This is a genomic window from Stutzerimonas stutzeri, from assembly GCF_000219605.1.
Lineage (GTDB): Bacteria > Pseudomonadota > Gammaproteobacteria > Pseudomonadales > Pseudomonadaceae > Stutzerimonas > Stutzerimonas stutzeri.
This window is the reverse complement of record NC_015740.1, coordinates 1,443,864-1,470,221: the sequence shown is the minus strand read 5'-3', so window position 1 is coordinate 1,470,221 and position 26,358 is coordinate 1,443,864. Positions and strand designations below refer to the sequence as shown.

The window sequence follows — 26,358 nt, the reverse complement described above, 5'->3', positions numbered from 1 at the left end:
GCGACAGGCACCGAGGGGCCTGCACGACTGCGTGATCGAGGGAGTCGCAGGCCCGGCGTACACGAGGCCCGAAGCGCACCGGCAACCTGTCGACAGACCAGAGTTACCAACAGCTCCGGTTCGCTTGTCAACGCCTTCTGTGCCCGGCCCGACAAATGACACCTGAACGTCGCTCAGACTGTCCCATGTCGTCACCTGTCGAGCCGCTCGGCCCGTGTTAACCTTGCCGGCTTTCCCGCGGGAACCTGGCTGCGGACGATCCGACCGCATCGTCATCCGATAGCCTTACCCGCCACTCAACGAACCGCACGCAAACCGATGACCAAGCCCAACGCCGACCTTTCCGCCCATACGCCGATGATGCAGCAATATTGGAGACTCAAGCGCGAGCATCCGGACCAGCTGATGTTCTACCGCATGGGCGACTTCTATGAGCTGTTCTACGACGATGCCAAGAAAGCCGCCGCGCTGCTCGACATCACCCTGACCGCACGCGGGCAGTCGGCGGGCACGGCGATCCCGATGGCAGGCATTCCGTTCCATTCCGCCGAGGGTTATCTGGCGCGGCTGGTGAAGCTTGGCGAGTCGGTGGTGATCTGCGAGCAGATCGGCGACCCGGCCGCCAGCAAGGGACCGGTGGAACGCCAGGTGGTGCGCATCATCACCCCCGGTACGGTGAGCGACGAAGCGCTACTCGATGAGCGCCGCGACAACCTGCTGGCCGCAGTAGTCGGCGATGAGCGCCTGTTCGGTCTGTCGGTGCTGGACATCGCCAGCGGCCGCTTCAGCGTGCAGGAACTCAAGGGCTGGGAAACCCTGCTCGCGGAACTGGAGCGTTTGAGCCCGGCCGAGCTGCTGATCCCCGACGATTGGCCGCAGGGCCTGCCGCTGGAGAAACGCCGCGGTGTGTGCCGTCGCGCGCCCTGGGATTTTGATCGCGATTCGGCATTCAAGAGCCTCTGCCAGCAGTTCTCCACCCAAGACCTCAAGGGCTTCGGCTGCGAGAACCTGACGCTGGCCATCGGCGCCGCCGGTTGCCTGCTCGCCTACGCCAAGGAAACCCAGCGCACCGCCCTGCCCCACCTGCGCAGCCTGCGCCACGAGCGCCTCGACGACACGGTGATCCTCGACGGCGCCAGTCGGCGCAATCTGGAGCTGGACGTCAACCTTTCTGGTGGCCGCGACAACACGCTGCAATCGGTCATGGATCGCTGCCAGACCGCCATGGGCTCGCGGCTCCTGACCCGCTGGCTGAACCGCCCGCTGCGCAACCGCGAGATTCTCGAAGCGCGCCAGGATTCGATCACCTGCCTGCTCGAACACTACCGTTTCGAGCAGCTGCAGCCGCAGCTCAAGGACATCGGCGACCTGGAACGCATCCTCGCCCGGATCGGTCTGCGCAACGCCCGCCCGCGCGATCTGGCGCGCCTGCGCGACGCCCTCGCCGCGTTACCGCAGCTGCAGGCCGGCATGCAGGATCTGGTGGCGCCGCATCTGCTCGGACTGGCGAAAAGCATCGGCACCTACCCGGAACTGGCCGACCTGCTGGCGCGCGCCATCATCGACAATCCGCCTGCGGTGATTCGCGACGGCGGTGTGCTCAAGACCGGCTACGACGCCGAGCTGGACGAGCTGCAGTCGCTCTCCGAGAACGCCGGCCAGTACCTGATGGATCTGGAGACTCGCGAGAAAGCGCGCACCGGGCTGGCCAACCTCAAGGTCGGCTACAACCGCGTCCACGGCTACTTCATCGAGCTGCCGAGCAAGCAGGCCGAATCGGCGCCGGCCGACTACATCCGCCGGCAGACGCTCAAGGGCGCCGAGCGCTTCATCACCCCGGAACTCAAAGAGTTCGAGGACAAGGCGCTGTCGGCCAAGAGCCGTGCCCTGGCCCGTGAAAAGCTGCTCTATGACGAGCTGCTGGAAATGCTCATCGGCCACCTGGCACCGCTGCAGGAAAGCGCCGCCGCACTGGCCGAACTGGACGTGCTGAGCAACCTCGCCGAGCGGGCGCTGAATCTCGATCTGAACCGCCCGCGCTTCGTCGAGCAACCCTGCCTGCGCATCGAGCAGGGCCGTCACCCGGTGGTGGAGCAGGTATTGGAGACGCCTTTCGTCGCCAACGATCTCGCCCTCGACGACGCTACCCGCATGCTGGTCATCACCGGGCCGAACATGGGCGGTAAGTCCACCTACATGCGCCAGACTGCGCTGATCGTGCTGCTGGCGCAGATCGGCAGCTTTGTCCCGGCGGCTGCCTGCGAGCTCTCGCTGGTGGACCGTATCTTCACCCGCATCGGCTCGTCGGACGACCTCGCCGGCGGGCGCTCCACCTTCATGGTGGAAATGAGCGAAACCGCCAACATCCTGCACAACGCCAGCGACCGCAGCCTGGTCCTGATGGACGAAGTAGGCCGCGGTACCAGCACCTTCGATGGCCTGTCGCTGGCCTGGGCCGCCGCCGAACAGCTGGCCCGGCTGCGCGCCTTCACGCTGTTTGCCACCCACTACTTCGAACTGACCGTGCTGCCGGAAAGCGAGCCGGTGGTGGCCAACGTGCACCTCTCGGCCACCGAGCACAACGAGCGCATCGTCTTCCTGCACCACGTGCTACCCGGTCCGGCGAGCCAGAGTTACGGCCTGGCGGTGGCGCAACTGGCAGGCGTGCCGGGCGAAGTCATCCAGCGTGCACGCGACCATCTGTCGCGCCTGGAAACCACCAGCCTGCCCCACGAAGCGCCGAGAATGGCACCCGGCCAGCCAGCGCCGCCGATGCAGAGCGACCTGTTCGCCAGCCTGCCGCATCCGGTGCTCGAGGAATTGGGGCGGATCAATCCCGATGATGTGACGCCGCGCCAGGCGCTGGAGCTGCTATACAGCTTGAAATCACGCATTTGATACGCCGCGAAAGCTGCTAGAATCGCGCGCATTTTTTTGATAAGCGGCATTTGCCTGTGCCGCCTACTCGCAGGGGCGTCACCGTAACGCCTACCTGACACGCCTGAGGAGATAGCTAGACATGACCTTCGTCGTCACCGACAACTGCATCAAGTGCAAATACACCGATTGCGTGGAAGTCTGCCCGGTGGACTGCTTCTACGAAGGCCCGAACTTTCTGGTGATTCACCCGGACGAGTGCATCGACTGCGCCCTCTGTGAGCCCGAGTGCCCTGCCCAGGCGATCTTCTCCGAGGACGAGGTACCGGAAGACCAGCAGGAGTTCATCGAGCTGAACGCGGATCTGGCGGAAGTCTGGCCGAACATCACCGAGAAGAAGGATGCACTGGCCGATGCCGAAGAGTGGGACGGCGTGAAGGACAAGCTGCAGTACCTGGAGCGCTGATCGCGCAACACCGCTCAAAAAAAATGCCCGCTCGATGCGGGCATTTTCATTTGTGGGGCAAGCCGTTCAGGCCTTGTCGATGCCCTTTTTCAGGGTGTCTTTGACATCACCCTTGACCTGCTGAGCCTCGCCCTTGACTTCCTGGCGCTGGCCCTCGCCTTTCAGACGCTGGTTGTCGGTCGCTTCGCCCACACCCTGCTTGATCTTGCCTACGGCTTCGTTGGTGTTGCCCTTGACCTTGTCTTCGGTACTGCTCATGGCGTGATCCTCGCTTCTTCATTGATGACATAGGGTGGACCGCCCGAGCGAAGCGTTAGTTTCTCCCGGCCATCGGGCTAGAGCCGCTCAGGCATGCCGCGACGGCATCAGCCGGCGCAACAGCGGCCGCCCTGCCAGCTGCAGGAATACCGGTGCGCCGACGATCAGGTAGAAGTAATAGGTCACGAACCGCCAGATCAGGATCGCCGCGGCCGTGGTCGACTTGCCCACCATGGGCGTCAGCAGCGCCGCCGAGGCCAGCTCGGCGCTGCCGGCACCGCCGGGCAGCAGGCTGACCTGGCCGGCGGTGAGCGCGAGCAGTTGCACGAGGAAGGTCCAGGCCCAGGCCAGTTCGCTTCCCAACCCCTGGAGGGTCAGGTAGAGCACGCTGAAGCGCAGCAGCCAGTGCAGCGTGGTCAGCCCGAAAACCGCAAGCAGGATTCGCCGTGGCAGACGGAAGCAGTCCACCAGCGCGTTGCGAAAGCCCAGCACCTTGCGCGCCCACCGCCGCTTGCGCGTTTCCTTCATGCCGAGCCGCGTCACCAGCCAGCCGTTGAGCAGGAAGACCTGGTGGTGGAAGCGTCCAAGCAGCGCCAGCAGCACCATCACCCCGATCAGCAAGGCCGCACTGAAGCCCAGCAGGCTGGCGATATGCGTGCTCAGGGCATGAGTCAGCGCATAGATCAGCACGCCGACCAGGGCACAGGCGAAGAACAGCAGATCGCTCAGCTGCTCGACGGCGTAGGTCGCGGTGCCTTTGGCCGGCGCGACGCCCTGGCGCATCAGCAGCGCCATCAAGGTCAGCGGGCCGCCGGCACCGCCAGGCGTCGCACAGATGGCGAACTCGGTCGCCACCACGATTCCGAAGGCACGCCGCTGGCCCAGCTTGCGCCGCCCCAGCAGCAGGCGCAGGCGCAGCGCATTGAGATTCCAGCCGACCAGCACCATGGCGAGCATGGTGACCAACAGGCTGCCAGGGAAATGGCGCAGCCGCTCGAACAGGCCGGTACCGCCGAGCAACAGCGGCACCATAGCCGCTGCGAGCAGCGCGCCACCCAACAGCCACCAGCGTCGATTCATGCGGCGGTGCTCGTGGAACGGTAGCGGTCCAGCCAAGCGATCTTCGTCATCGGTCGGCGCCCCTGATGCAATAGCCGCATCAGCACATCGAGCCAGTAGCGACGGGAAAACTCGTGACGCATATCCACGGGATGCAGGCCGAGGCGCAGCAATGGCGCCGCCTGGCTGCGCCGCAGCTGCCGCTCGCTGACCAGCCAGGACGCACCGCGCCGCCAGGCGCTACGGGCACTCCAGACCAGGCCGGGCGCGGCAATGGGCGTGAACGCGGGCAACAGATAGAAATGCCGGGGGTCGCTGGTATAGACCAAGCCGCTGCCGGCCAGCACGCGCCGGGTGCCCTCGCCCATCAACCAGGCGGGAGCAACGAAACCATGCAATGGCCATTGATAGCGCTGGAACAGTGCCATCCCATGCCGCAGGCGTTCGCCAGCGGCGTTTTCGTCCAGCCCGTAGAACTCGCCTTCATGGGTGTATACCCGACGCATGAACCAGTCCCGCGGCGTTTTCGGAGCAGGTTCGAGGTCGGCATGGTAGCAACCGTGCAACACCAGTTCGTCGCCGCGCTGCACGCGCGCATCCAGCACGCGGCGAAACTCCGGCTGCTGGTCGAGGGGGTTGCGCCGATGGAAATCCGGTACCACCAGCCAGGTGATCGGCACCCCACCGATGGCATCCACCGCCTCGACGAAGGGACGGTAGTCGGGCCAGGTTTCTGCCGCGACGTCGTGCAACACCAGGGTCAGGGCGCGCTCAGCCATGTACCGCCACCGGCAGCTCTGCCGTGCCCAGTACGGCGTGGTAATGCGCGAGCAGGCCGGCTACCACCGCATCCCAGGCATGGTGCGCCTCGACATGCTGGCGGGCCTGTTGCCCGAGCAGGCGCGGATCATCTTCGAACAGCTCGCGTACGGTATGCGCCATCGCCCTGGCATCCAGCGGCCGACACAGGCGCCCGCTGTAGAACGGCACCAGTTCTGGCAATGCACCCGCCCGCGCCGCGACTACCGGGATACCGCACGCCATGGCTTCCAGCGCCACCAGGCCGAAGGTTTCCTGATTGCCGGCGTGCAGCAGCACATCGCTGCTGGCCATGAAGCGCGCCACCTCACTGGCTGGGCAGAAGCGATCGATCACCGTGACATTGTCCGGCACCCGTTGCGGCATGCTCGAGCCAACCAGCAGCAAGTGATACGGTTTGCCCAGCTGGCGCGCAGTCTCCAGCAGGATATGCAGGTTCTTCTCCCGCGAGCCGCGCCCGGCGAAGATCATCAGCCGCGTGTCGTCCGCCAGGCCTAGCTCCCGGCGCACCTCCGGGTCGCGACGCTGGGGGCAGAAGGTGTCCAGGTCGACGCCCAACGGCTGCACGAACACATTCTTCACCCCGAGATGGATCAGCTTGTCCGCCATCACCTCGCTGGGCGCCAGCACACGATCGAAACTGCCATACAGACGCGACACGTAGCCATTGAGATTGGTGCCCAACCAGCTGCCGATACGATTGCTGACCAGCAGCGGCAGGTCGGAATGGTAGAAGCCGATCACCGGCACGTTCAGCCGGCGCCCGGCGTCCAGCGCGGCCCAGGCCGTCATGTAGGGGTCGCCCACCTCGATCAGATCCGGGCGCAGTGAGCGCAGCAGGTTGCGCCAGGGCGCACGCCGAATGGGAAAACGGTAGCCCTTGCCAAACGGCAGGATGGGCGCTGGAACCTGGTAAAGCCCGTCGTTGTGGCTGTAATCACCGCCCGGTACCAGGATGCTGTGACGCACGCCCGAGTAAAGCTGCAACCGGCGATGCTTGGCCTCTAGGTAGGTGCGCACGCCACCGCTGGCAGGTGCGTAGAACATGGTCATGTCCGCGATATGCAAGGTACTTCTCCGTTCGGTCCCGTTGCAGAACCCGGTCTTCGCCGGACAGGCCGACGCTTCGACGGCCCGCTCCGCAATCCCTGCGGAATAATTCTGTAATGAAATAAATGACCGTCACGTAGAAGGGTCGTTCGCAGCGGAGCGCCGGACGGCGGCTCAGCCATCCATCTGCTTGTCGCCCGGATCCTTGCCCTCCACCGAGGCGTGCTCGATGACTGCGTTGAGCTCGGCGCCGAACAGCAGAACCGCGGCCGATATGTAGAGGTATAGCAGCAGCACGATGATCGCGCCGATGCTGCCGTAGGTCGCGTTGTAGTCGGCGAAGTTCTGCACATAGACGCCAAAGGCGACCGAAGCCAGAATCCACACCAGCACGGCCAGCACCGAGCCGGGTGTAATGAAACGGAACTCCTGCTCCACGTCCGGCGCCACGTAGTAGAGCAGCGCGACCACCAGCATCAGCATCAGCACGATCACCGGCCAGCGCAGCCAGGTCCAGAGCACCACCACCAGCTCGCGCATGCCCACCTGCCCGGCCAGCCATTCCATGGCCTGGGGGCCGATCACCATCAGCCCCGCGGTGAACAGCAGCAGCACAGCGACACCGGCCGTGTAGGCCAGCGCCAGAATGATCAGCTTCCAGGTGGGTCTTCCCTCTTCCACGTCGTAAGCCTTGTTAAGCGCATTCATCAGCGAGCGAAAGCCGATGGATGCCGTCCACAACGCCACCAGAATACCGAACGACAGCAAGCCGGCCTGCTGTTCCTGCAACTGGTCGATGACCGGATTGATCTGCTCCATTGCCACCGGCGGCAGCGCCAGCTCCGCTTGCATGCGCAGCCAGTCGAAAAAATTCTGCAGGTCGAGAAAGCCCAGCAAGGCGATGAGAAAGACCAGGAACGGGAACATGGCGAACAGCCCCCGATAGGCCAGCGCCGAGGCGTAGGTCGACATGTCGTCGCTGCTGAATTCCTTGAGAGTGCGCTTGAGCAAGGTAAAAGCCCCGACGCCGCGGGTGTCCAGCATGGCCATTGAAGATTCCCCGGTCAGTGAAGTGTTGCGGTCTAAAAATGGGACGACCGCACTGCCGGAGAGTTCGCTGCGATGCCCGGGGGCCAAAGGAGTAGCCATCAGCGGGAACGTTTTCAATGTGCGCTCGGTCACATAAGGGCAGATTGGCATCAGACCTTCTGGGCCGAGTCGCTCGACGAGCGAGGCCGTCATTACACGCAGAGGACGACAGGATGTTTTCCAGCTATCTCTATGAAGCCGCACTCATCTATGGCCTGGTCTTCACTTCGGTGGGGTTCGTGCTGGGCATGTTCTACAACAACCGCAAGGTCTTCCAACTGGAGGACAAGGTGCAGCGTCTCAAACGCACGATCCGGCACCTGCAGCGCAAGAGCGAACCTTCGGCTTCGCGACCACGCATCGTACGGCAGCCGCCCGGCAGCGCAGGTTTGAGCAGCGCTCGCTGAACACCCCAGGGCATACCTGCAAAAACCGATTGGCGGGCAGAAATCCGATTTCTGTCCGCCAATCGGCGTTTTCGCTACGTGAAGTCATGCACTAACCTGAACGCAGCAGATCGGCCGGCAGTTGCTGCGCCATCCGTCGGTACGGACCTGCGTTCCCCCTCCGCCGCCCCATCAAGTCCAGCCATTCGCACAAGCGAACCGGCGGAAAGGAATACGGTCCGAGACAAGACATACAAACAAGAATGTAAGCCAGGAGTCAGATCATGCATGCTCGTTCTTTGCTGTGCCTGTGCCTGCTCGCCGCATCGCTCGTGCCCGCCCTTGGCCACGCCGACATCCTCTCCCTCAAGGTGGAAAACGACATCATTGCCACTGGCAGCGATGGTCATTACACCAACGGCGTGGAAGTCATCTGGGGCTTCGCGCCGGATGAGCAGAACTGGACCCGACGCTTCGCCGACCTGTTGCCGGGCTGGTCGGGGAGCAACCTCGACAACGTCGCCTACCGCTTCGGCCATCAGATCTACACGCCGAAGGAGATCGAAACCGAAAGTCTGATCGAGAACGACCGCCCCTATGCCGGCCTGCTGTTCGCCGGGATGTCGATGTTTTCCGATACTCAGCACGATGGCTGGCGCGCGGCCCAGGGGCTGCATCTGGATGTCGGCATGGTCGGTCCTGCCGCCGGCGGCAAGCGGCTGCAACGCGCCGTACACAAGGTCACCAGCAGTGACGAGCCCAACGGCTGGAACAATCAGTTGGAGAACGAAGCCTTCGTCAATCTGGGCTATCAGCATCGCTGGTGGCTGCAGCAACGCTTCGCCGGGCTTGAGCTGGAATACGGCCCCAGCCTCGGCTTCGCCCTCGGCAACCTCTACCGCTATGGCTCGGCCGGGCTCGGTTTGCGCCTGGGGCAGAACCTGCAACGCAGCTTCAGCATCCCGGCGGTCACGCCGGCCCAGAGCGGCAGCCAGCTCTTCCGCCCGGGCGGCGACTTCGCCTGGTACGGCTTTGCCGATCTCGAGGGTCGCTATATGGCCCACAACATGCTGCTGGACGGCAACACGTTCGAGGACAGCCACTCGGTGGACCGCCGCGAATGGGTCGGCGACGCCAAGCTCGGCGTGGCGCTGACCTGGAGTCGCTGGCAGCTGGCGTTCGCCAGCGTCTGGCGCAGTCGCGAATTCCAGGGGCAGAAGGAGCATGACCAGTTCGGCTCGATCACCCTGTCCACTGCTCTCTGATGATTCACCGACGGGCGTCGGTGCCGTTTGCGTCGCGCATTCGCAAGTCTCCCGCCGCAACACCGCCTCGATGCGAACGCTCAGTTCGCACAGGTTGAATGGCTTGAGCGGATAGCCGTCGGTGCCGGGGCTGAGCCGCCGATGCGACCTGCTCGTCACCAGCGCTGACGCAGGACGCCCGACGGCGCAGCTGCTCCAGCACATCTAGCCCGCTGGCGCCGAGCCCATGCGCATGCAGCAACGCCAGCTGGCTGGCCGACCCCGTGTCAGACGCAACAGTCATGTATCATTGCTGGCCAGTGGCTTCCTCTCGGCACGAAGTCTTACCAAACCCTTCATTGGCGACGACGCCAAGCACGACCCGGAATGGAAGCTTCATGTCCCGGCTGGATCTACAGAAACTCACGCTGCTGCTGGCACTGGTGGCAGGCCTGCTGACCTTCGCCAACAGCTTCTTCGCTGGCTACAGTTCCCAGCGCGACCAGCTGTTCGATCAGACACTGGAGGCCAACCGGGCCTATGCCCGCAAGCTGGCCGACACGACCGATCAGTTCTTCGTGAACAGCCGCCGTGAACTGGCCTTCGCAGCCGAAACGCTGTCGACCCGCTTCGACGATCCCGAGGCCCGCGATAGTGAGACGAAGCGGCTCAAGCTCAAGAGCGACCAGTTCAGTCGAGCCATCATCGTCAGCGCCGCCGGGGAGATTCTCTCCGCCTCGCCGGGAAGCAGCTTGAAAGTGGGAATGAAGGTCAACAGCGTCGGTGCGACCCGCGCGCTGACTGAACGCGCCCCGCTGATTACCGACCCGTACACCGCCACGGACGGCATCTACCTGATCGCGATATCCCATCCGATCTTTGGCGCCGACGGCAGCTATCGAGGCTTCATCAGCGCCTCGCTGTTCCTGCGTGAACGCAACGCACTGCATGGCCTGCTGGGCGTCCATTACTACCGCGACGGCTCGTACCTGTACGTCGTCGATACCCAGGGCAACCTGGTGTTCCACGAAGACGGCGAGCGGGTCGGGCAGAATGTATCGAGCAATCCTGTCGTACAGCAGGTGCTGCAAGGCCAGGAAGGCAGCCAGCGGGTGATCAACACCCGTGGCGTGGACATGCTGGCGGGCTACGCCCCCATCCAGAGCACCGGCTGGGGCATCATCGCCCAGCGTCCCACGGCCGCCATTACCGCCAAGCTCACCCAGCTGGCACGCGCGACGCTGCTCAACGCGGTGCCGTTCGCCATCCTTTCCCTCGCCGTGTTCTGGTGGCTGTCCAAACTCATCTCCTCACCAATCCGCGCGCTGGCCGATACCGCCGAGCACTGGGGTGCACCAGAGGCCGCGCAGCGCATCTCTACCGTCAACTCCTGGTACTTCGAAGTTGCCCGTCTGAAGGTGGCGATGCTGACCGGCGTGTCGCTGCTGCAACAGAAGATGGGCGCACTGGAGGCAGCCTCCATGACCGACCCGCTGACCGGTCTGCGCAATCGTCGCGGCCTGGAGCTGGCCCTCAAGCAGTTCGAACTGCTCGATCAGGGCTATGCGGCGCTGGCACTGGACATCGATCATTTCAAGCAGGTCAACGACCAGCACGGCCATGATGTCGGCGACGAAGTGCTTCGCTTCCTGGCGGCGGAGATGCGTGAATGTTCGCGCCCCACCGATGTGCTCTGTCGTATGGGTGGCGAGGAGTTCCTGATGCTGCTACCCGAGACTGATGCCACGGGTGCCAGCGTTGCCGCCGAACGCCTGCTGACACGGCTGAGGCAAACCACAAGCCCGACCGGAACGCCGGTTACCGCCTCAGTCGGCATTGCCTTTAGCGGCGACTACCCGAACGCCGATGCCACCTTCAAGGCCGCGGACGCCGCACTCTACCAGGCGAAACGAGCCGGCCGAGACCGCGCTGTGGTCGCCGCCGCGTAGCGATTCAGGCAGCCCCCAACGGTCCTGACGCAACGCTGACACTTCGCGTGCGGAGCCTGCACGGAGCGGTGCACGCCATCTGTTGCCTCGCAGCGGTTTCGTCGCATGAAGATGAGAACATATCCTGTTTGATAATAGTTGTTATTGATATTAGGATGCGCGCCCTCGCTCCCCTTCAAGGAGCTTCCGATGCGGCGCCTTATCGTCTCGATGCTTGCGGTTCCGACCCTCACCAGCCCTCTCGCCGCCTACGCCAACGACGCCCCCTCGACGCCGCTGGCGCTCGAGGAAATGCAGGTCACCGCATCTGCCGAACGCGCCGACGGGCCAGTACAAGGCTATCGCGCCACCCGCTCGGCCAGCGCGACACGGACCGACACCGCCATTCATGACACGCCGCAATCGATCAGCGTGGTGCCGGCACAGGTGGTACAGGACATCGGCGCGGTGCGCCTGGAAGATGCGCTCGACTACGCCGGCGGCGTGGAGCGCGGCAACAACTTCGGCGGGCAGGGCCTGACCGATTCCTGATTCGCGGCTTCAACAGCCAGGAGTTCTATCGCAACGGTTTCGCCGTCAACCGTGGCTACCCGAACATGCCCGACGCTAGCACCATCGAACGCATCGAAGTGCTGCGCGGCCCGGCCGCCATGCTCTACGGCCGCAGCGACCCGGGCGGCACCTTCAACATCGTCAGCAAGCAGCCGCAGGCCGAGCGCCGCACCGTGCTGGGCAGCCAGGTCAACAGCGAAGGCTTGCGTCGCGGCACTCTGGACACCACTGGTGCGCTGGACGAGCAGGCCGACTTCACCTACCGCCTGAACCTGGTAGCCGAAGGTGGCGACAGCTTCCGCGACGACGTCGAGAGCGAGCGCTACAACGTCGCTCCCGTGCTGCGCTGGCAGCTCAACGAAGCCACCGCCATCACCCTCGAAGGCGACTACCTGCATAATCGCCACCCGCTCGACCGCGGGGTCACCCGCTACGCCAACCAGCAGGGCAAGCTTCCGCGCGACCACTTCCTCGGTGAAAAGGCTGCCGGCAAGCTGACCAACGAGAACGCCACCACCCAGCTGCGTATCGAGCATCTGCTCAATGAGAGCTGGACGCTGCGTGGCGGCGTGCAGTATCTCGATGGCGAGATCTACGGCGGCGCCGTGGAGAACAACAGCAACAGCTATGCGATGGGTCTGTCGCCGGGTACCAGCTTGGTCGGACGCAACTACAACGAACGCTGGCTGAACTGGAACGACGTCAATGCCCAGGCCAACGCCGAAGGCAACTTCGACCTCGCCGGCTTCGCCCATACCCTGCTGGTGGGTGTGGAGTACGACAAGTTCAACTACAACTCGCTGATCATCCGCTCGCCCGGTGCTGGGGCCTACCCCATAGATATCTACAACCCGGTACACGGCCAGCCGCTGCCGGCGCTGACCCGCACCACCACCCACGACAGCGAGAACCTCGAGTCCTACGCCTTCTTCCTCCAGGACCAGATCGCCCTGACCGAACGCCTCAAGGCGCAACTGGGCGCGCGCATCGAGCGCTTCGAGCAGCGCTATAACGACAAGCTCAACCCCAACGGGAACTGGGACCAGGCGCATAACGCCGTCACCCCGCGCTTCGGGCTGATCTACGACCTCACCGACGAGCTGGCGGTGTTCGCCAACACCTCGCGCTCGTTCAAGCCCAACCGCGGCGCCGACCGCCTGGGTAATTCCTTCGACCCGGAAAAAGGCGTCGCTCACGAGGTCGGCATCAAGTACGACATGGCCGACCGTGACCTGAGCCTGACCGCGGCGATGTTTCATATCGTCAAGGAGAACGTGCTGACCAACGATCCGCTGGACAGCACCCGCAGCGTCGCCGCCGGCGAAGTACGCAGCCGCGGCTTCGATATCAACCTGGCCGGCAACATCACCCCGCAGTGGCGTGTGATCGGCGGCTATGCCTATGTCGACGCCGAAGTCACCAAAAGCACCAGCGCCAGCATGCCGTCCGGGTCTCGCCTGGGTAACGTGCCACGCCACAGCTTCAACCTGCTGGATACCTACGAGTTCGCCGGCGGCCCCCTGGCCGGCCTCGGCCTCGGTGTCGGGCTCAAGTACGTCAGCGATCGCCAGGGGCAGACCAGCAACAACACCTTCGACATGGACGGCTACGGCCTGGTCGATCTGCTGGCCTATTACCCGCTTACCGAAAACGTGCGGCTGAACCTGAACCTGAACAACGTGTTCGACAAGCACTACGAGGAACGCGCCTGGAACGCCTGGGCCTATCCGGGCGAGCCTCGCACCCTGCAGGCCGGCATCTCGATCAGCCTCTGACCTCCGCGGGCGCAGCCACCCTGGCTGCGCTCCCGCTCGCGCTATTGCACCGCCTCATAGGGCAGCCCCACATAGTTTTCCGCAATGGTCGTCAGCGCCGCCGGCGTGCTGGTGAAGTAATCCTGCTCGCTCGCCTGAATACGCCGGGCGAAGGCATCGGTATCCGGGAAGCGATGCAGCAGGCCGGTCATCCACCAGGAGAAGCGCTCGGCCTTCCAGATGCGCCGCAGACAGATCGGCGAATAACGCTCCAGCAGGTCGACACGCCCCTCTCGATACACGTTGAGCAGGATGCGGTACAGCGTGCTGACATCGCTGGTGCGTCGGTAACGGCCGAGTCGCGGACAGGAACTGCTGGCACGTTTCACACGCCTGGTGGAGCAAGACTTCCGCCAGCAGCGCTCGGTAGAAGCCTATGCCATGCAGCTCGACATCAGCCCGGCCTACCTCAACACGCTGGCCCGACGCTTCGCCGGTCACACCGCCCTGGGGTTGTTGCACCAGCGATTGTTGCTGGAGGCCAAGCGGGAGCTGATCTACACGTCCATGACCATCAGCCAGATCTCGGATCAACTTGGATTTTCCGAGCCTGCGTACTTTTCCCGATTCTTCAAGCGAATGACCGGGCGATCGCCGAAGGACTTCCGTCAGCAGCCCAGCGGCGCTTGAGCATCAGCTGTCGGCGCGCACCAGCGCGGCGATGTCACCAAGCACGTCGCGCCACTCCTCTTCGCTGATCTCCATCAGGCGAAAGAAGCGCAGCGTGAAGATTCCTTCCGTGGCAAAGAAGGCCAGCCGCGCCCGCCGGCCCGCCTCGCTGGACGTATCGAGGCCGGCCAGGCGCGCCTGATACCAGGCGCGGGTCGAAGCCAGGTGCTCGGGCGTCTGCAGCAACGCCGCCATCAGGCTCGCGGCCTTGGCATCGGCGTCCGAATCCGAGGCGCGGGTCGCCTCGACATGGGCGCGCACCGCCGTCAGCGGGTCAGGATCGTCTCCGGCGATGCGCTGGAACTGTTCCGTATAGCCCTTGCCCCAACGCTCGAACATGGCATTGATCAGGTCGTCCTTGCTGCCGAAGCTGTACTGCACGCCGCCCTTGGTAATGCCCGCCGCCTTGGCGACTGCGTCAATGGTCAGCGCGGCAGCGCCCTGCCGATTGACGATGCCCTCGGCCACATCCAGCAACGCTTCGCGATCGATTGTCTTCTTTCTGCCCACCGACGCCCCTTTTAATTCAATACGTATGTATTTATATTCTACCGGAACAACCATGCTCCAACCAATCGCGCTGCCACCCGCAACCTGAAGGATCGACTCGTGAAATCGCCTCTTCGCTGGCTGGTGCTGGGCATCCTGTCCAGCGCGCTGCTGCTGATCGTCATCGACATGACGGTAATCTACCTCGCCCTGCCCAGTCTGACCTACGAGCTGCGTGCCACGGCCAACGAAAAACTGTGGATCGTCAACGCCTACGCTCTCACCGTTGCCGGCCTGCTGCCGGGCATGGGAGCGCTGGGCGACCGTTTCGGCCACAAGCGGATGTTCGTCGCCGGGCTGGTGGTGTTCGGCCTGGCCTCCCTCGGCGCCGCCTTCTCGCCCAGCCCGGCGCTGTTGATCGCGGCACGCGTCGCGCTCGCGGTTGGGGCGGCAATGATGATGCCGGCGACCCTGGCGATCATCCGTCATGTTTTCGACGATGATCGCGAGCGCGCCCTGGCGTTCGGCATCTGGGCGGCGATCGCCTCCGGTGGTGCAGCCTTCGGGCCGGTGGTCGGCGGTGTGCTGCTCGAACACTTCTGGTGGGGCTCGGTGTTCATCATCAATGTGCCCATCGTCCTGCTCGCTTTGGTTCTCGCCTTGCGCTGGGTGCCAACCAGGCCCGGCAATCCCGAGCGGCCGTTCGACCTGCTCGCCTCGCTGTGGGTCATGGGCGCCCTGGTCGGCCTGACGCTGGCCATCAAGGAAGCCGGCAAGGCCGACTTCTCGCTCCTGCAAGCCGGTATGGCGGCAATCGCGGCAGTGATCTGCAGCCTGGCTTTCCTGCGACGTCAGCGGCGAGCGACGATTCCCATGATCGACTTCACCCTGTTCCGTGACCGCAGTTTTTCTGCCGGTGTGGCCACCGCGCTCATCGCTTCCGCTGCACTGATGGGTATGGAACTGGTGGTCAGCCAGCGTCTGCAACTGGTGGTAGGCCTGTCGCCCCTGCAGGCGGGTCTGACCATCCTGCCAATCCCCCTCGGCGCCTTCATTGCCGGCCCGCTAGCGGGGCTGGCACTGCCGCGCCTGGGCGCCGAACGCATTCTCAGTGCATCACTGGGCCTCGCCGCAGCCGGAGCCCTGCTCTACCTGCTGGGCTACAGCGCCGCGTACTGGATTCAGCTGGTCTCGTTCGCCCTGCTCGGTTTCGGCGTCGGTGCGGCAATGACGGCCGCCTCCAGCGCCATGCTGCTGCATGCTCCGCCAGACCGCGCCGGCATGGCCGCTTCGATCGAGGAGGTTTCGTACGAACTCGGCGGCGCATTCGGCATCGCCGTGCTGGGCAGCGTGATGTCGGCGGTTTACACCCGCGCCTTCGCTGCCCCTGCCAGTGTGGACGCCCCGGCACTGGCCCGTGACAGCCTGGACGGCGCGCTGATCGCCGCCGAGTCCCTGCCCGACAGCGTGGCTGCTCAGCTCATCGGCGTGGCACAAAGTGCGTTCGACAGCGCATTCGTGACGGTCATGATCCTGGTCGCCGCCCTGCTGACAATGGCCGCACTCGGTATTGCCCTGACCACGCGAAGAGCTCGGTAGCCCAGCCGCCACGCCAACAGCGCCCATAAAACGAAAAAAGCCCGCATCGCTGCGGGCTTTGAGTTCTGTGGTGCCGGAGACAGGAGTCGAACCTGCGACCTTCGCATTACGAATGCGCTGCTCTACCTACTGAGCTACACCGGCGCCAGGCGGCGGATTATCGGAGGTTATGCGATCGGACTCAAGCCCACCGCGCGTCTCGCGAACGGCAACCCGCCGACGCTCCGTCAGTGCGGCCGTGAGGCCGGTTGGCCGTGATCGCGCTCCAGGTCGTGCTTTACCTGGCTGGCCAGATGCTCACCTTCGGCACTGGCCATTTCGTAGCCTTCACGGGCCTTGTGCTTGAGCTTGCCGGTCAGCTCGTCGCTCTTCTGACCCATCAGTTCGTCTTCACGACGGGTCGGTGGAACGGTAGCAGCCAGCAGAGCACCCAGGGCAATACCCATGGCGCCAAGGGCGAGCGGCTGCTCGTTGAGCAACTGGCTGAAGCCACCACGAGCGCGATCGGCGGTGTGCTTCAGGCTTTCCGCCGCCTGACGGCTGGAGTCGCTGACCCGATGGCGGGCGCTGCCCAGACTACTGGAGGCGTCATGACTCATCTGAGCCGCCTTGTCCTTGATGCCGGTGCCCTGCTGCTTCAGGCCAGAGGCCTTGGCCGCGAGCTTGTCGGTCATCGACGGGCCGCTGGAAGCGTGGGCACTGTAATCCGGGCGACGATTCTGCCCGGCCATCAGCCAGACCAATCCGATGCCGGTAAGCAAAGTGGGCACAGGGTTGGCCTTCACCGTATCGCTGAGGTTGTGCAGGAACTCACCGCCACCACCCTTGGCGTAGCCCAGTGCGGTGTCGATCATCTGCCCCGGCGACAATTTGCTTTCCAGAGCGTGGACGATGTTGCCGATCTCGGCACGCTGCTGATCGATCTCGCGTTCGAGCGTGCTCGGGTCTTTCTGCGCTTCCAGATCTATCTGATTGTGCGTACTCATGCGTGCCCCCTGACGATTTCTTTGTCCTTCTGCAGAGAATGGATGGTGCGGTCAGGCTTCAACGAAGAAGCTTCGAATTTCTTCTTGCCCGCCGAGACCATGATCAGGCCTACCACCACCACGACCACGCCGACGATCAGCGCAGCGAGCCACAGCTCCATCATCGTTCCGAGGAAGTACACGGCCGACATCAGCAGCACGATGAAGCCAGCCAGCAGCACGGCACCACCGGTGGCCACGCTCGCGGCGCCGGCTTTGGTGGCACGGATGGATTCGCTCAGCTCGGCCTTGGCCAGAGCCAGCTCCTTGGTGAACAGTGACGGCACTTCACGCGTCAGCTGCCGCAACAGGCCGCCCACGGAAGTGTCGTGCTCGGGGTTCGCCGCCGGTTCGTAAGGCGTGTTCAGGTTACGTTGCTCGTTCATCGATTCAGCCCTCCGTTTGTGCCTCTGCCGTTGGCGCCGATGCCGTTGGTGCTGCCCGGCGTCGAGGTCATGCCCGCATTGCTGACGCTGCCGACCGTACCGCCCGATGCGCCGCTTGAAATGCGCGAATCGAGTTCGGCCTGGCTCGGCAGGGTTTCAGCTGTTACGTCAGCCGGAACGCCCAGCGGCGAAGTGGGATGCGGTCGAGCAGCATCGGAATGGCCGTAATCGGTGGTGGGCTCGCGTGCCGTCGTGTGGGTGCGATTACTCGAAGCCCGCGCAAAGCGGGTCAGGCCGAAGCCGAGGGCGACGCTGCCGGCAATGAACAGGCCCGGATTGTTGCGCGCCAGGCGGTTCACCTCGCCGACCAGCTCGTCGACGCTCTGGCCGCGCAGGTTGTCGGCCAGGTCGACCATGCTCTGAGCAATGTCGGACACGTAGTGGGACAACCCGGCGCTGTCCTGATTTTCCAGCTCTGCGGCGGCAGCCTTGGCGCTTTGCGCGACCTTTTCCAGTTCGTCGGCAGCGGTGCCGCGATAGCTGTCCAGCTGTGCCTTGCCCTGATTTTTCAGCTGTTCGCCGGCTTCGGCTGCCTTGGCCTTGATGTCCTCGCTGGTGGCACCCTGGCTGGCCCCGGAGCCACTCATCGGGGCCGCACCAGTGCCGGACGACGAACTGCTCGACTGTCCGCTGGAGGCGGCCTTCTGCGGCGTGCCGGTGCCGGCTTGGCCGCCGTAACCTGTGATTTCTTCATCGGGTGTCGTCATTTTGTCCACCTTTATAGGGTTATGGATTGGCCGGATGACCACGGTCCGTTGAAGCACAGCGATGCGGATCGCCGCGGCCGTGCAATGTAAGTGCGCACATAAATGGTGACCGGACCCCATTTTTCGAGTTCCGTGGCTCGGGCCAGACGGTTCCGGCGTTCGCTGGCGGGCTATCGCGGCGGCGCCGGTAGTGGACGAGCGAGCCGGACAGCGCTGGTTTGCTGGCGCTCTGCCCACGATAGGCCTGCAGGCGGCATCGCGACTGGGCTACGGATCGGCGTACGAAAACAAGCGAAACGGCGCGTGACGGCACGTTTGTGACCGAATGGTCGAAGGTAGCTGGCACCGGGCTGCCTCGAGCGAGCCGACGAGCTGTAGCAGACAGGCTGGGCGCTGAAACGCAAAAACGGGCCCGAAGGCCCGTTCTTGCTTGAGGGTGAAGTCCTTACAGCGGACCGATGCTGGTGCAGCTGTGCGCGGTCTTGGCGTGCTTCTGCAGAATCGGCAGCTGCGGGCGGTGCTTGCCACTGGTCACGTCCAGCGACAGTGCGTACTCGCCCCACCAGGGACCTGCTGCCCAGTAAGTGCTGGGGATGCAGTTCTGACGCAGGTAAGACAGCAGGTTGTCAGTGGCCACCAGGGCGGACGGCGAGAAGTCCGGAATACCGTGCTCACCGATGTAGCCACGCAGCTTGTTCTGCTTCAGCCAGTCGACGAAAGGCTTGACGCGATTGACACCGATCATCGGGTCGAACTTTTCGTTCTTGTCGAAGTAGTTACCGGAGAAATCCTTGTCGATGTACATGTGTGCTTCGTACACCAGGTTGTTCTTCGGATCGCGCATCCACGGGTTGCTGATCAGCTGAGTGTTGTAGTGCGGCCAGTGGAAGGCACTGGACCAGCGGTCACCGGCCACGTAGATCCAGCGCTTGGAATCCACGGTGCGGATCGCCTGAGCAGCAGCCAGGGCGGCCTGTGGCCAGAGCCCATTGGTCGAATGTGGCTCGTTCATCAGCCCGTAACCTTCCACCGCCGGGTGGTTGACCACTTCCTGCGCAATCTGCTTCCACACCGCCGCGAATGAGCTGATGGGTACTTCGTTCGAGCCGATCAGCTTGTTGAAATAGCGGTAGTAGTTGTGCAGGTCGAGGATCACCTTGACGTTGTGCTTCTGCGCGAAATCCAGCGACTGCTTCAGGCGCGCAAGTTCTGTGGCATTCAGCGGCGTGTTCAGCTTGGGCTGGATACGCTCCCAGAGGAACGGCAGGCGTACCAGCGGCATGCCGAGGTCGGCGTACTTCTTGTAGTACGACTCGGCCGGGTAGGTGTAGTTGGTGCCGTGTGTACCGGGAACCACCGACGGGCCGAAGCCTGCACCGGACAGGTTGACGCCAACCAGCAGCGGCTTGCCATTGGTGGTGCTCGGCGCTGACGGCGCTGGGCTCGGGGCCGGTGCGGCAGCCACGGTTGCGACCGACTGCGGTGCACCCACCTTGTTGCCATCGAGCTTGGCGCCATCAAGGAACACACTCATGTTGCTGCCGACGACCTGCGCGCGGCTGATGGTGCGCACTTGGCCGTCCGCCAGGCGAACCGAGGCGCCCGCCTTGAAAGCCGCCTGGTTGGCAGCCGTGGCCGGAATGGAGAAGCCTGCGCCAGTGCGCCAGACACCATTAAGCCAGTCGGTATTGGTAAAGGCGTTGACCTTGGTGGAAACGGAGGCTGCAGCGACAGTGGTAGCTGCAGCAGCGTAAGGAACAGTTGCTACGGTTACGCCACCCATGAGAGCAGCCATGGCGATGGAAGCGACGAGTGCCTTACGGGCACCGGTAAACAGGTTGGTGGACATTGAGTCTTTCCGGAACTTACTGCTTCAAAGGCCCAGCCTTCGAAAAGTGACGGGAGGTCGATAAGTCGTGGGGCGATACTGGAAGGAACCGCGGTGTCACAACAAACGAACCGTTCTACAAGAAATTTCCCGCCGTCCACTCCCTGAACAAACCGGTAAATCGTCTTGCGTGGCGGCTTTATAATAGGTTCGAAAAAATAATGGAAATCTTTGTGGCGAAAAAAGATCGCCAATAAGCCGCCATATATCTGTCACCGATATTATGTTGCCATTATATAAACGGGTACAGATATCGATTTGATATGACGCTTAGCCCCCTTGCTAGAGGAATTTGTCGTTCCGCTTGCGACGGTTTTTTGAATTCGCCAACTTTCAAACGGCATTAAATCCTATGATTTTGTCCCGACGAACGGCACCGCATAATTGCGCGAAACGGCAGGGATTAATCCCTATATAAGGGTGACGCTCGGGCAACCGTCGGCGCGCTTTCGAGGTCCAACATGAGGATCAACAGACGCAGGCGGAGGTTAGCGATGAGCCATAAGTTCAAGGTCGGCGATCACGTGAGCTGGAACTCGGAAGCGGGACGAGTCCGCGGTCGCATCACTCGGGTGCACACGGCCGACACCGAGTTCATGGGCCGGACCCGGCGTGCCAGCCCCGAAGCACCGCAGTACGAGATCAAGAGCGACAAGACCGATCACGTGGCGATGCATAAAGAGTCGGCGCTGACCAAGCTGGACTGATTGCATGACTGACACGCTGACCGTCTGGACCATTGGCCATTCGAACCGCTCGCTGGAGGCCTTTGTCGAGCTGCTGCAGTTGCACGGCATCGAAGCCATCGCCGACGTGCGCCGCTTCCCCGGTTCGCGGCGGCTGCCACAGTTCGGCAGCGAGGCGCTGCGGGGTGCATTGGGTGAAGCGGGTATCGGCTATGCCTGGTTCGAGGAGCTTGGTGGTCGCCGACGGCCGCTTGCGGATTCGCCCAACCTGGCCTGGCGCAACAGCTCCTTTCGCGGCTACGCCGATCATTTGCAGAGCGACGAATTCAACCGCGGGCTCAACCGTTTGCTGGAAATGGCGGGCCGGCAACGCACCGCGATGATGTGCGCCGAGGTGCTCTGGTGGCGCTGCCACCGTTCACTGGTATCGGATGTGCTGAAGACCCGAGGTATCGAGGTGCTGCACATCCAGGACGAGAAGCCGCCCGCCGCCCACCCTTTCACTGCCCCGGCACGGCTGGTCGACGGCCAGCTGAGCTATGCCGCAGGCAAGGGCGTGCCGCTGAGGAAGGAAGCTGGCAGCCAGATCGACCTGGATCTTTAGCCCATGACGCGCATCAGGGGCGCTCGATGCGGTCCGGGTGGATGACGATGCGGCCCTGCTTGTAGAGCCCGCCGATGGCCTTCTTGAAGTTGCCCTTGCTGACACCGAACCGCCGCGCGATCTCTTCGGCCGGGCTCTTGTCGCTCACGGCCAGCACGCCCTGGTTTTCCTCCAGTTGCTGGAGGATCAGCGCCTGCAGCGCATCGGTCGCCTCGCTGCCGATCGGCTGCAGGCTCAGGCTTATCTTGCCGTCGGCGCGCAGCTCGCGGATGTAACCTCGCTCACGCATGCCGCCGCGCAGGAACTTGAACACCTCGTTCTTGTGGATCAACCCCCAGTGCTGGCCGTTGATGATCGCCTTGTAGCCGAGATCGGTCGGCTCGACGATCAGCAGGTCCACCGCGTCGCCCACCCGGTAGCGCGCCGGCGTCTTGTCCAGATGGCGATCCAGCCGTGCGGTGGCGGTGATGCGACGGGTGCGCTGGTCGATGTACACGTAGACCACACAGTAGTCGCCGACTTGCAGCGGCCGCTTCTCCTCCGAGTGCGGCAGTAGCAGATCCTTGGGCAGCCCCCAGTCGAGGAAAAGCCCGACGCGGTTGATTTCCGCCACCTTGAGACTGGCAAACTCGCCGACCTGCACCCTGGGCTTTTCCGTGGTCGCGATCAGCTTGTCCTCGCTGTCGAGGTAGACAAACACGTTCAGCCAGTCGTCCACCTCGGTCGGCACATCCTTGGGGATGTAGCGGTTGGGCAGCAGAATCTCGCCATCCGGCCCGCCGTCGAGGTAGAGGCCGAAACCGGTGTGCTTGACGATCTGCAGGCTGTTGTAACGTCCGATGGCGGCCATGGCGGGTGTCCCAGTGATGAAGGCGGCGATTCTAGCGGCGCGGCAAGGCATAAGCGATGACTGAATCCCCTGCCTTGGTGCCCAGCGAGCCATGCCCGCCGGCGACCACCACCACCATCTGCCGCCCGGAACGGGTCTGGTAGGTCATCGGCGTCGCCTGGCCGCCAGCCGGCAGGCGCGCCTTCCACAGCTCGCGACCGGTACTGACGTCGTATGCACGCAGATAGTAGTCCAGCGTGCCGCTGAGAAACGCCACGCCACCGGCGGTGACCATCGGCCCGCCCAGGCTCGGCACCCCCATCTTGAACGGCAGCGGAATCGGCGAGCGATCCCGCACGGTGCCGTTCTTGCGCAGCCAGTGGGTCTTGCCGGTGCGCAGGTCGGCGCCCGCCACATAGCCCCACGGCGGCGCGGTGCATGGCAAGCCGATCGGCGATACGAAGGCCTCCAGTTCCACCGCGAATGGCGAGCCGAAGTTCTCGTTGAGAAACGGCTCCTTGTCCGAGACATAGGTCGTCTCGTCGTCCTCACGCGGGATCAGCCGCGAAGTGAAGGCCAGGTACGCCGGTGTGCTGAATACCATCTGGCGTACCGGATCAACCGCCACCCCACCCCAGTTGAAGACGCCGAAGTTACCCGGATGAACCAGCGTGCCCTGGGTGGAGGGTGGCGTGTAACGTCCCTCGTAGCGCAGCGAATGGAACTGGATATGGCACATCATCTGGTCGATCAGTGTGGCACCCCAGAGGTCCTTGCCCTGCAGCTTCGGCGGTTCGTAGGACAGTGCCGACGCAGGCTGCGTCCTGGCGACCCAGTCGCCTTCGGCCGCACCTCGTGGCGCGGGCACCTCGCGCACCGGCAGGATCGGCTCGCCGGTGCGGCGGTCCAGCACATAGATGTCGCCCTGCTTGGTCGGCGCCACCAACGCCGGCACCGGCCCCTCCTCCGTCTGGATGTCGATCAGGCTAGGCTGTGCCGGCACGTCCATGTCCCAGAGGTCGTGCCGCACGGTCTGGAAAACCCAGCGCAGCTGGCCGCTATCCAGGTCGAGCGCCACGATGGAGGAGGAAAAACGCTCGCTGTTCTCGCTGCGCCGCCCGCCCCACTGATCCGGCACCTGGTTGCCGAGCGGAATGTAGACCAGCCCCAGCGTCTCGTCCGCGCTGGAAATGCTCCAGCTGTTCGGGCTGCTGGCACTGTATGTCTGCCCGGCAGCGATGGGCGCGGTCTCGTCGGGGTTGCCCGGGTCCCAGTTCCACAGCAGCTTGCCAGTATAGACGTCATAGGCGCGGATGACCCCGGACGGCTCGTTGGCGCGCACGTTGTCGTTCACCGCACCGCCGATGATCACCCGGTCGCGCGCGACCACCGGCGGAGAGGTCGAGTAGTAGAAACCCTCTTTTACGTGGGGCATGTTGGCCCACAGGTCCACTTCGCCGTTGTCGCCGAAGCCGGGGCATATCTCGCCGGTTCTGGCATCCAGCGCGATCAACCGGGCGTCGGCAGTGGGCATGAACAGCCGCTGGCGACAGCTCTGCGCCTGGCTGGAGGCGGGAGCGGCATGATAGGAAAGCCCACGACAGGTCAAGTGCTGGCGGTTGACCGAATGCGGCACCTTGGGATCGAAGCGCCAGCGCTCTTCGCCGGTCTCGGCATCCAGGGCGATCACCAGGTTGTGCGGCGTGCACAGGTAGAGGCTGTCGTCGACCTTCAGCGGAGTGACCTCGTAGGTGGTCTCGTCCGGGTCGTCCGGACCGCGCAGATCGCCGGTCTGGTAGTGCCAGACCGGCTCCAGGCGCTCGACGTTCTGCGGAGTGATCTGCGCCAACGGCGAATAGCGCTGGCCATGCTGGGTACGCCCGTAGGCATGCCAGTCGCCCTCCGGCACGCTGTCGTCGACGGCAGGCGCCTCGGCCAATGGCGGCGGCAGCATGCCTTTGATGTCATGGCTGTCGCGCCCCACCGCATAGATGGCCGCCACACCCCAGAGCAACACCGCCAGCATCAGCGGAAGCGCTGCACCACCCCAGGCACGGAAGCCGAAATGCTGCCAGCCCAGGCGACGCGCGATCCATGGTGTGAGCAGCCACAGGCCGAGCGGCGCGATGATGCTGCCGCGTGGCGCCAGTTGCCACCAGTCCAGGCCGACTTCGTACAACGCCCAGCCGAGCGCACCGAGCATGAGCAGGGCGTACACCCACAGCGCCGTGCGGCGGCGCATCAGCAGCAGGACACCGGTCAGCAGAAAGCCGGCCGCCAGGATGGCGAAGTACCAGGTTCCGCCGAGGCTGATGACCTTTGCACCGCCGACGCCAAGCGCCAGCCCGACGATGATGCAGAACAATCCGCTGATGACTACTGCCACGGCGCCAACTCCTCGCTCTTGTTATTCGACCTGCACACATTCCAGATGACCGGCACGGACGGCCATCACTGGAATGGGACAGGCGATGAGCGGGAATGCTCCGTGGTAGCGGCAGTGCGGCGGAGCAGGCCGCCTGCCCGCCGCTGCCCCGGCGATTAGTTGCTGTCCAGCCCTACCTGCAGCAGCTTGCCGTCAGCGGCATCGGTGAGCAGGTAAAGGAAGCCGTCCGGCCCCACACGCACGTCACGGATACGCGCATTCAGGTCCTTGAGCAGACGCTCCTCGCCGACGATCCGATCGCCATCCAGCTGCAGCCGGATCAGCGACAGGTCCACCAGGGCGCCGATGAACAGGCTGTGCTGCCAGGCCGGGAAACGCTCGGCGTCGTAGAACGCCATGCCGCTGATACCCGGCGATTTGTCCCAGACGTGATGGGGCGGCTCGGTGCCCTTCACGGTTTTGCCCTTGGCCTCCGGGAACGGCAGCATGCTGTAGTTGATGCCATGGGTCGCCAGCGGCCAGCCATAGTTCTTGCCGGCCTGAGGGATGTTGATCTCGTCGCCACCACGCGGGCCATGTTCGTGCGTCCAGAGCACGCCGCTCCAGGGGTTGAGCGCGGCCCCCTGCTGATTGCGGTGGCCGTAGGACCAGATTTCCGGACGCACGCCGTCGCGCCCCACGAAGGGATTGTCGTCGGGCACGCTGCCGTCCAGGCTGATGCGCACCACCTTGCCCTGATGCTTGTCGAGGTCCTGCGAGGTGGAGCGCTGGTTGTTCTCGCCCAGCGCCACGAACAGATGGCCGTTGCCATCGAAGACCAGCCGCGAGCCGAAATGAATGCCGCTGGACAGCTTGGGCAGCTGGCGGAAGATCACCTCGAAGTTTTCCAGCCGGTATCGATCATCACTGAGCCGGCCGCGACCGACGGCCGTCCCGGCCTTGCCGTCCTCGCCAACCTCGGCGTAGCTCAGATAGACCAGGCGGTCCTGCTCGAACGCCGGCGACAGCCGGACATCGAGCAGGCCACCCTGCGCGCGGGCGAATACGTCCGGCACGCCAGCCAGCGGTTCCGATCGGCTGCCATCGAGCCCCACCAGCCGCAGCCGACCGGGCCGCTCGGTCACCAGCATGTGCTCGCCATCCGGAAGAAGGCCAGCCCCCACGGGTTCTCCAGCCCCGCGGCGATCTCCTTGACGGTTACCTGCCCCGCCTCGCTGGGAAAGCGTTGCGTTTCACCGGCAACCTGGAACGAAGCGGCAATGACGAAACCGCAGAGCGTGGTGCGAATGGCTTGACGCAGCATGAAGGTCCTCCGGTGATGGGGCGTTGTGATTCCCAGATACGCCGCTTCATTGAAGACCAGAGCGTCGGCTCGGTGGTTGCGAAAACGCTTCAAGAAATGACCGACCGTAAAAAGCTGAACAAAATTTGATCAAATCTGTATAATGCCCGGTTCGACTGATTGAA

21 protein-coding genes, 1 tRNA gene and 4 pseudogenes are annotated in these 26,358 nt (G+C 64.0%); 11 read left to right on the top strand and 15 right to left on the bottom strand.

Features of this window, described 5'->3' with window-relative positions:
* Positions 1-318 precede the first annotated feature (318 nt).
* Both mutS and fdxA read left to right on the top strand, forming a co-directional pair.
* Positions 319-2,898, top strand: coding sequence for a DNA mismatch repair protein MutS (gene mutS, locus PSTAB_RS07035; protein WP_013982299.1), 2,580 nt, complete (start codon positions 319-321; stop codon positions 2,896-2,898).
* Positions 2,899-3,019: 121 nt separating this feature from the next.
* Positions 3,020-3,343, top strand: coding sequence for a ferredoxin FdxA (gene fdxA / locus PSTAB_RS07030; protein WP_003285709.1), 324 nt, complete (start codon positions 3,020-3,022; stop codon positions 3,341-3,343).
* A gap of 66 nt (positions 3,344-3,409) precedes the next feature.
* Here the strand turns inward: fdxA and PSTAB_RS07025 are convergent, their stop codons facing one another.
* The 5 genes from PSTAB_RS07025 to PSTAB_RS07005 all read right to left on the bottom strand — a co-directional run bounded on the left by PSTAB_RS07025 (position 3,410) and on the right by PSTAB_RS07005 (position 7,579).
* The gene (locus tag PSTAB_RS07025) at positions 3,410-3,601 is read right to left on the bottom strand and encodes a CsbD family protein (protein ID WP_013982298.1); all 192 of its coding nucleotides are present in this window, start codon (positions 3,599-3,601) and stop codon (positions 3,410-3,412) included.
* An 87-nt stretch (positions 3,602-3,688) separates the two neighbouring features.
* Positions 3,689-4,681 carry a lysylphosphatidylglycerol synthase transmembrane domain-containing protein gene (locus tag PSTAB_RS07020; RefSeq protein ID WP_013982297.1) on the bottom strand — a complete coding sequence of 331 codons (993 nt, stop codon included), beginning with the start codon at positions 4,679-4,681 and terminating at the stop codon, positions 3,689-3,691.
* Positions 4,678-5,439, bottom strand: a complete 762-nt coding sequence (locus tag PSTAB_RS07015; RefSeq protein ID WP_013982296.1) for a DUF2334 domain-containing protein — start codon at positions 5,437-5,439, stop codon at positions 4,678-4,680. The genes PSTAB_RS07020 and PSTAB_RS07015 overlap by 4 nt, the downstream gene beginning before the upstream one ends.
* Complete coding sequence (locus PSTAB_RS07010; protein ID WP_013982295.1) at positions 5,432-6,547, bottom strand: glycosyltransferase family 4 protein; 1,116 nt, start codon at positions 6,545-6,547, stop codon at positions 5,432-5,434. Before PSTAB_RS07010 ends, PSTAB_RS07015 begins: the two co-directional genes overlap by 8 nt.
* Positions 6,548-6,703: 156 nt before the next feature.
* Positions 6,704-7,579, bottom strand: coding sequence for a YihY/virulence factor BrkB family protein (locus PSTAB_RS07005; RefSeq protein ID WP_013982294.1), 876 nt, complete (start codon positions 7,577-7,579; stop codon positions 6,704-6,706).
* A 212-nt stretch (positions 7,580-7,791) separates the two neighbouring features.
* Between PSTAB_RS07005 and PSTAB_RS07000 the strand changes: the two genes are divergently transcribed.
* The 4 genes and pseudogenes from PSTAB_RS07000 to PSTAB_RS06985 all read left to right on the top strand — a co-directional run bounded on the left by PSTAB_RS07000 (position 7,792) and on the right by PSTAB_RS06985 (position 13,524).
* Positions 7,792-8,025 carry a hypothetical protein gene (locus PSTAB_RS07000; RefSeq protein WP_013982293.1) on the top strand — a complete coding sequence of 78 codons (234 nt, stop codon included), beginning with the start codon at positions 7,792-7,794 and terminating at the stop codon, positions 8,023-8,025.
* A 263-nt stretch (positions 8,026-8,288) separates the two neighbouring features.
* A complete protein-coding gene (locus PSTAB_RS06995; protein ID WP_013982291.1) occupies positions 8,289-9,269 on the top strand; it encodes a lipid A deacylase LpxR family protein in 981 nt (326 codons plus the stop codon).
* 377 nt (positions 9,270-9,646) lie between these two features.
* On the top strand, positions 9,647-11,197 hold the full coding sequence (locus PSTAB_RS06990) for a sensor domain-containing diguanylate cyclase (RefSeq protein ID WP_013982290.1): 1,551 nt from the start codon (positions 9,647-9,649) through the stop codon (positions 11,195-11,197).
* A 189-nt stretch (positions 11,198-11,386) separates the two neighbouring features.
* Positions 11,387-13,524, top strand: a pseudogene (locus PSTAB_RS06985) (TonB-dependent siderophore receptor).
* A gap of 41 nt (positions 13,525-13,565) precedes the next feature.
* On the opposite strand, the pseudogene PSTAB_RS06980 reads toward PSTAB_RS06985, so the two are convergent.
* Positions 13,566-13,841: pseudogene (locus PSTAB_RS06980) on the bottom strand (4-hydroxybenzoate 3-monooxygenase); the annotation flags it as partial.
* Between the two features lie 13 nt (positions 13,842-13,854).
* Between PSTAB_RS06980 and PSTAB_RS06975 the strand changes: the two are divergent.
* Positions 13,855-14,193 (top strand): annotated as a pseudogene (locus tag PSTAB_RS06975) (helix-turn-helix domain-containing protein); the annotation flags it as partial.
* 3 nt (positions 14,194-14,196) lie between these two features.
* Here the strand turns inward: PSTAB_RS06975 and PSTAB_RS06970 are convergent.
* Entirely contained in the window at positions 14,197-14,742 is a 546-nt protein-coding gene (locus tag PSTAB_RS06970; protein ID WP_013982287.1) for a TetR/AcrR family transcriptional regulator, read from the bottom strand.
* A 33-nt stretch (positions 14,743-14,775) separates the two neighbouring features.
* Here PSTAB_RS06970 and PSTAB_RS06965 point away from each other — a divergent pair, with 33 nt between their 5' ends.
* Complete coding sequence (locus PSTAB_RS06965; RefSeq protein WP_335324191.1) at positions 14,776-16,320, top strand: MFS transporter; 1,545 nt, start codon at positions 14,776-14,778, stop codon at positions 16,318-16,320.
* A 68-nt stretch (positions 16,321-16,388) separates the two neighbouring features.
* Here PSTAB_RS06965 and PSTAB_RS06960 read toward each other — a convergent pair.
* From PSTAB_RS06960 to PSTAB_RS06940, 5 genes are all read right to left on the bottom strand, one after another.
* A tRNA-Thr gene (locus PSTAB_RS06960) sits at positions 16,389-16,464 on the bottom strand.
* A gap of 83 nt (positions 16,465-16,547) precedes the next feature.
* Positions 16,548-17,306, bottom strand: a complete 759-nt coding sequence (locus PSTAB_RS06955) for a DUF3618 domain-containing protein (RefSeq protein WP_011912634.1) — start codon at positions 17,304-17,306, stop codon at positions 16,548-16,550.
* Positions 17,303-17,731, bottom strand: coding sequence for a phage holin family protein (locus PSTAB_RS06950; RefSeq protein WP_011912633.1), 429 nt, complete (start codon positions 17,729-17,731; stop codon positions 17,303-17,305). The genes PSTAB_RS06955 and PSTAB_RS06950 overlap by 4 nt, the downstream gene beginning before the upstream one ends.
* Positions 17,728-18,498 (bottom strand): hypothetical protein, encoded by a 771-nt coding sequence (locus PSTAB_RS06945; protein WP_013982285.1) that lies wholly within the window; start codon positions 18,496-18,498, stop codon positions 17,728-17,730. Before PSTAB_RS06945 ends, PSTAB_RS06950 begins: the two co-directional genes overlap by 4 nt.
* Before the next feature lie 445 nt (positions 18,499-18,943).
* Positions 18,944-20,347 carry a glycoside hydrolase family 5 protein gene (locus PSTAB_RS06940; RefSeq protein ID WP_013982284.1) on the bottom strand — a complete coding sequence of 468 codons (1,404 nt, stop codon included), beginning with the start codon at positions 20,345-20,347 and terminating at the stop codon, positions 18,944-18,946.
* 533 nt (positions 20,348-20,880) lie between these two features.
* On the opposite strand from PSTAB_RS06940, the gene PSTAB_RS06935 reads away from it, so the two are divergent.
* Positions 20,881-21,093: a hypervirulence associated TUDOR domain-containing protein gene (locus tag PSTAB_RS06935; protein WP_013982283.1), complete on the top strand. Its 213-nt coding sequence runs from the start codon at positions 20,881-20,883 to the stop codon at positions 21,091-21,093.
* Between the two features lie 4 nt (positions 21,094-21,097).
* Positions 21,098-21,676, top strand: a complete 579-nt coding sequence (locus PSTAB_RS06930; protein WP_013982282.1) for a DUF488 domain-containing protein — start codon at positions 21,098-21,100, stop codon at positions 21,674-21,676.
* 13 nt (positions 21,677-21,689) lie between these two features.
* Here PSTAB_RS06930 and PSTAB_RS06925 read toward each other — a convergent pair whose 3' ends face one another.
* From PSTAB_RS06925 to PSTAB_RS06915, 3 genes and pseudogenes are all read right to left on the bottom strand, one after another.
* On the bottom strand, positions 21,690-22,526 hold the full coding sequence (locus PSTAB_RS06925) for a CvfB family protein (RefSeq protein WP_013982281.1): 837 nt from the start codon (positions 22,524-22,526) through the stop codon (positions 21,690-21,692).
* A gap of 31 nt (positions 22,527-22,557) precedes the next feature.
* Positions 22,558-24,891: a glucose/quinate/shikimate family membrane-bound PQQ-dependent dehydrogenase gene (locus PSTAB_RS06920; RefSeq protein ID WP_013982280.1), complete on the bottom strand. Its 2,334-nt coding sequence runs from the start codon at positions 24,889-24,891 to the stop codon at positions 22,558-22,560.
* Positions 24,892-25,046: 155 nt separating this feature from the next.
* Positions 25,047-26,194: pseudogene (locus PSTAB_RS06915) on the bottom strand (PQQ-dependent sugar dehydrogenase).
* Here PSTAB_RS06915 and PSTAB_RS21715 point away from each other — a divergent pair.
* Entirely contained in the window at positions 26,183-26,323 is a 141-nt protein-coding gene (locus PSTAB_RS21715) for a hypothetical protein (protein WP_155416511.1), read from the top strand. The pseudogene PSTAB_RS06915 and the gene PSTAB_RS21715 overlap by 12 nt on opposite strands.
* Positions 26,324-26,358: the final 35 nt, after the last annotated feature.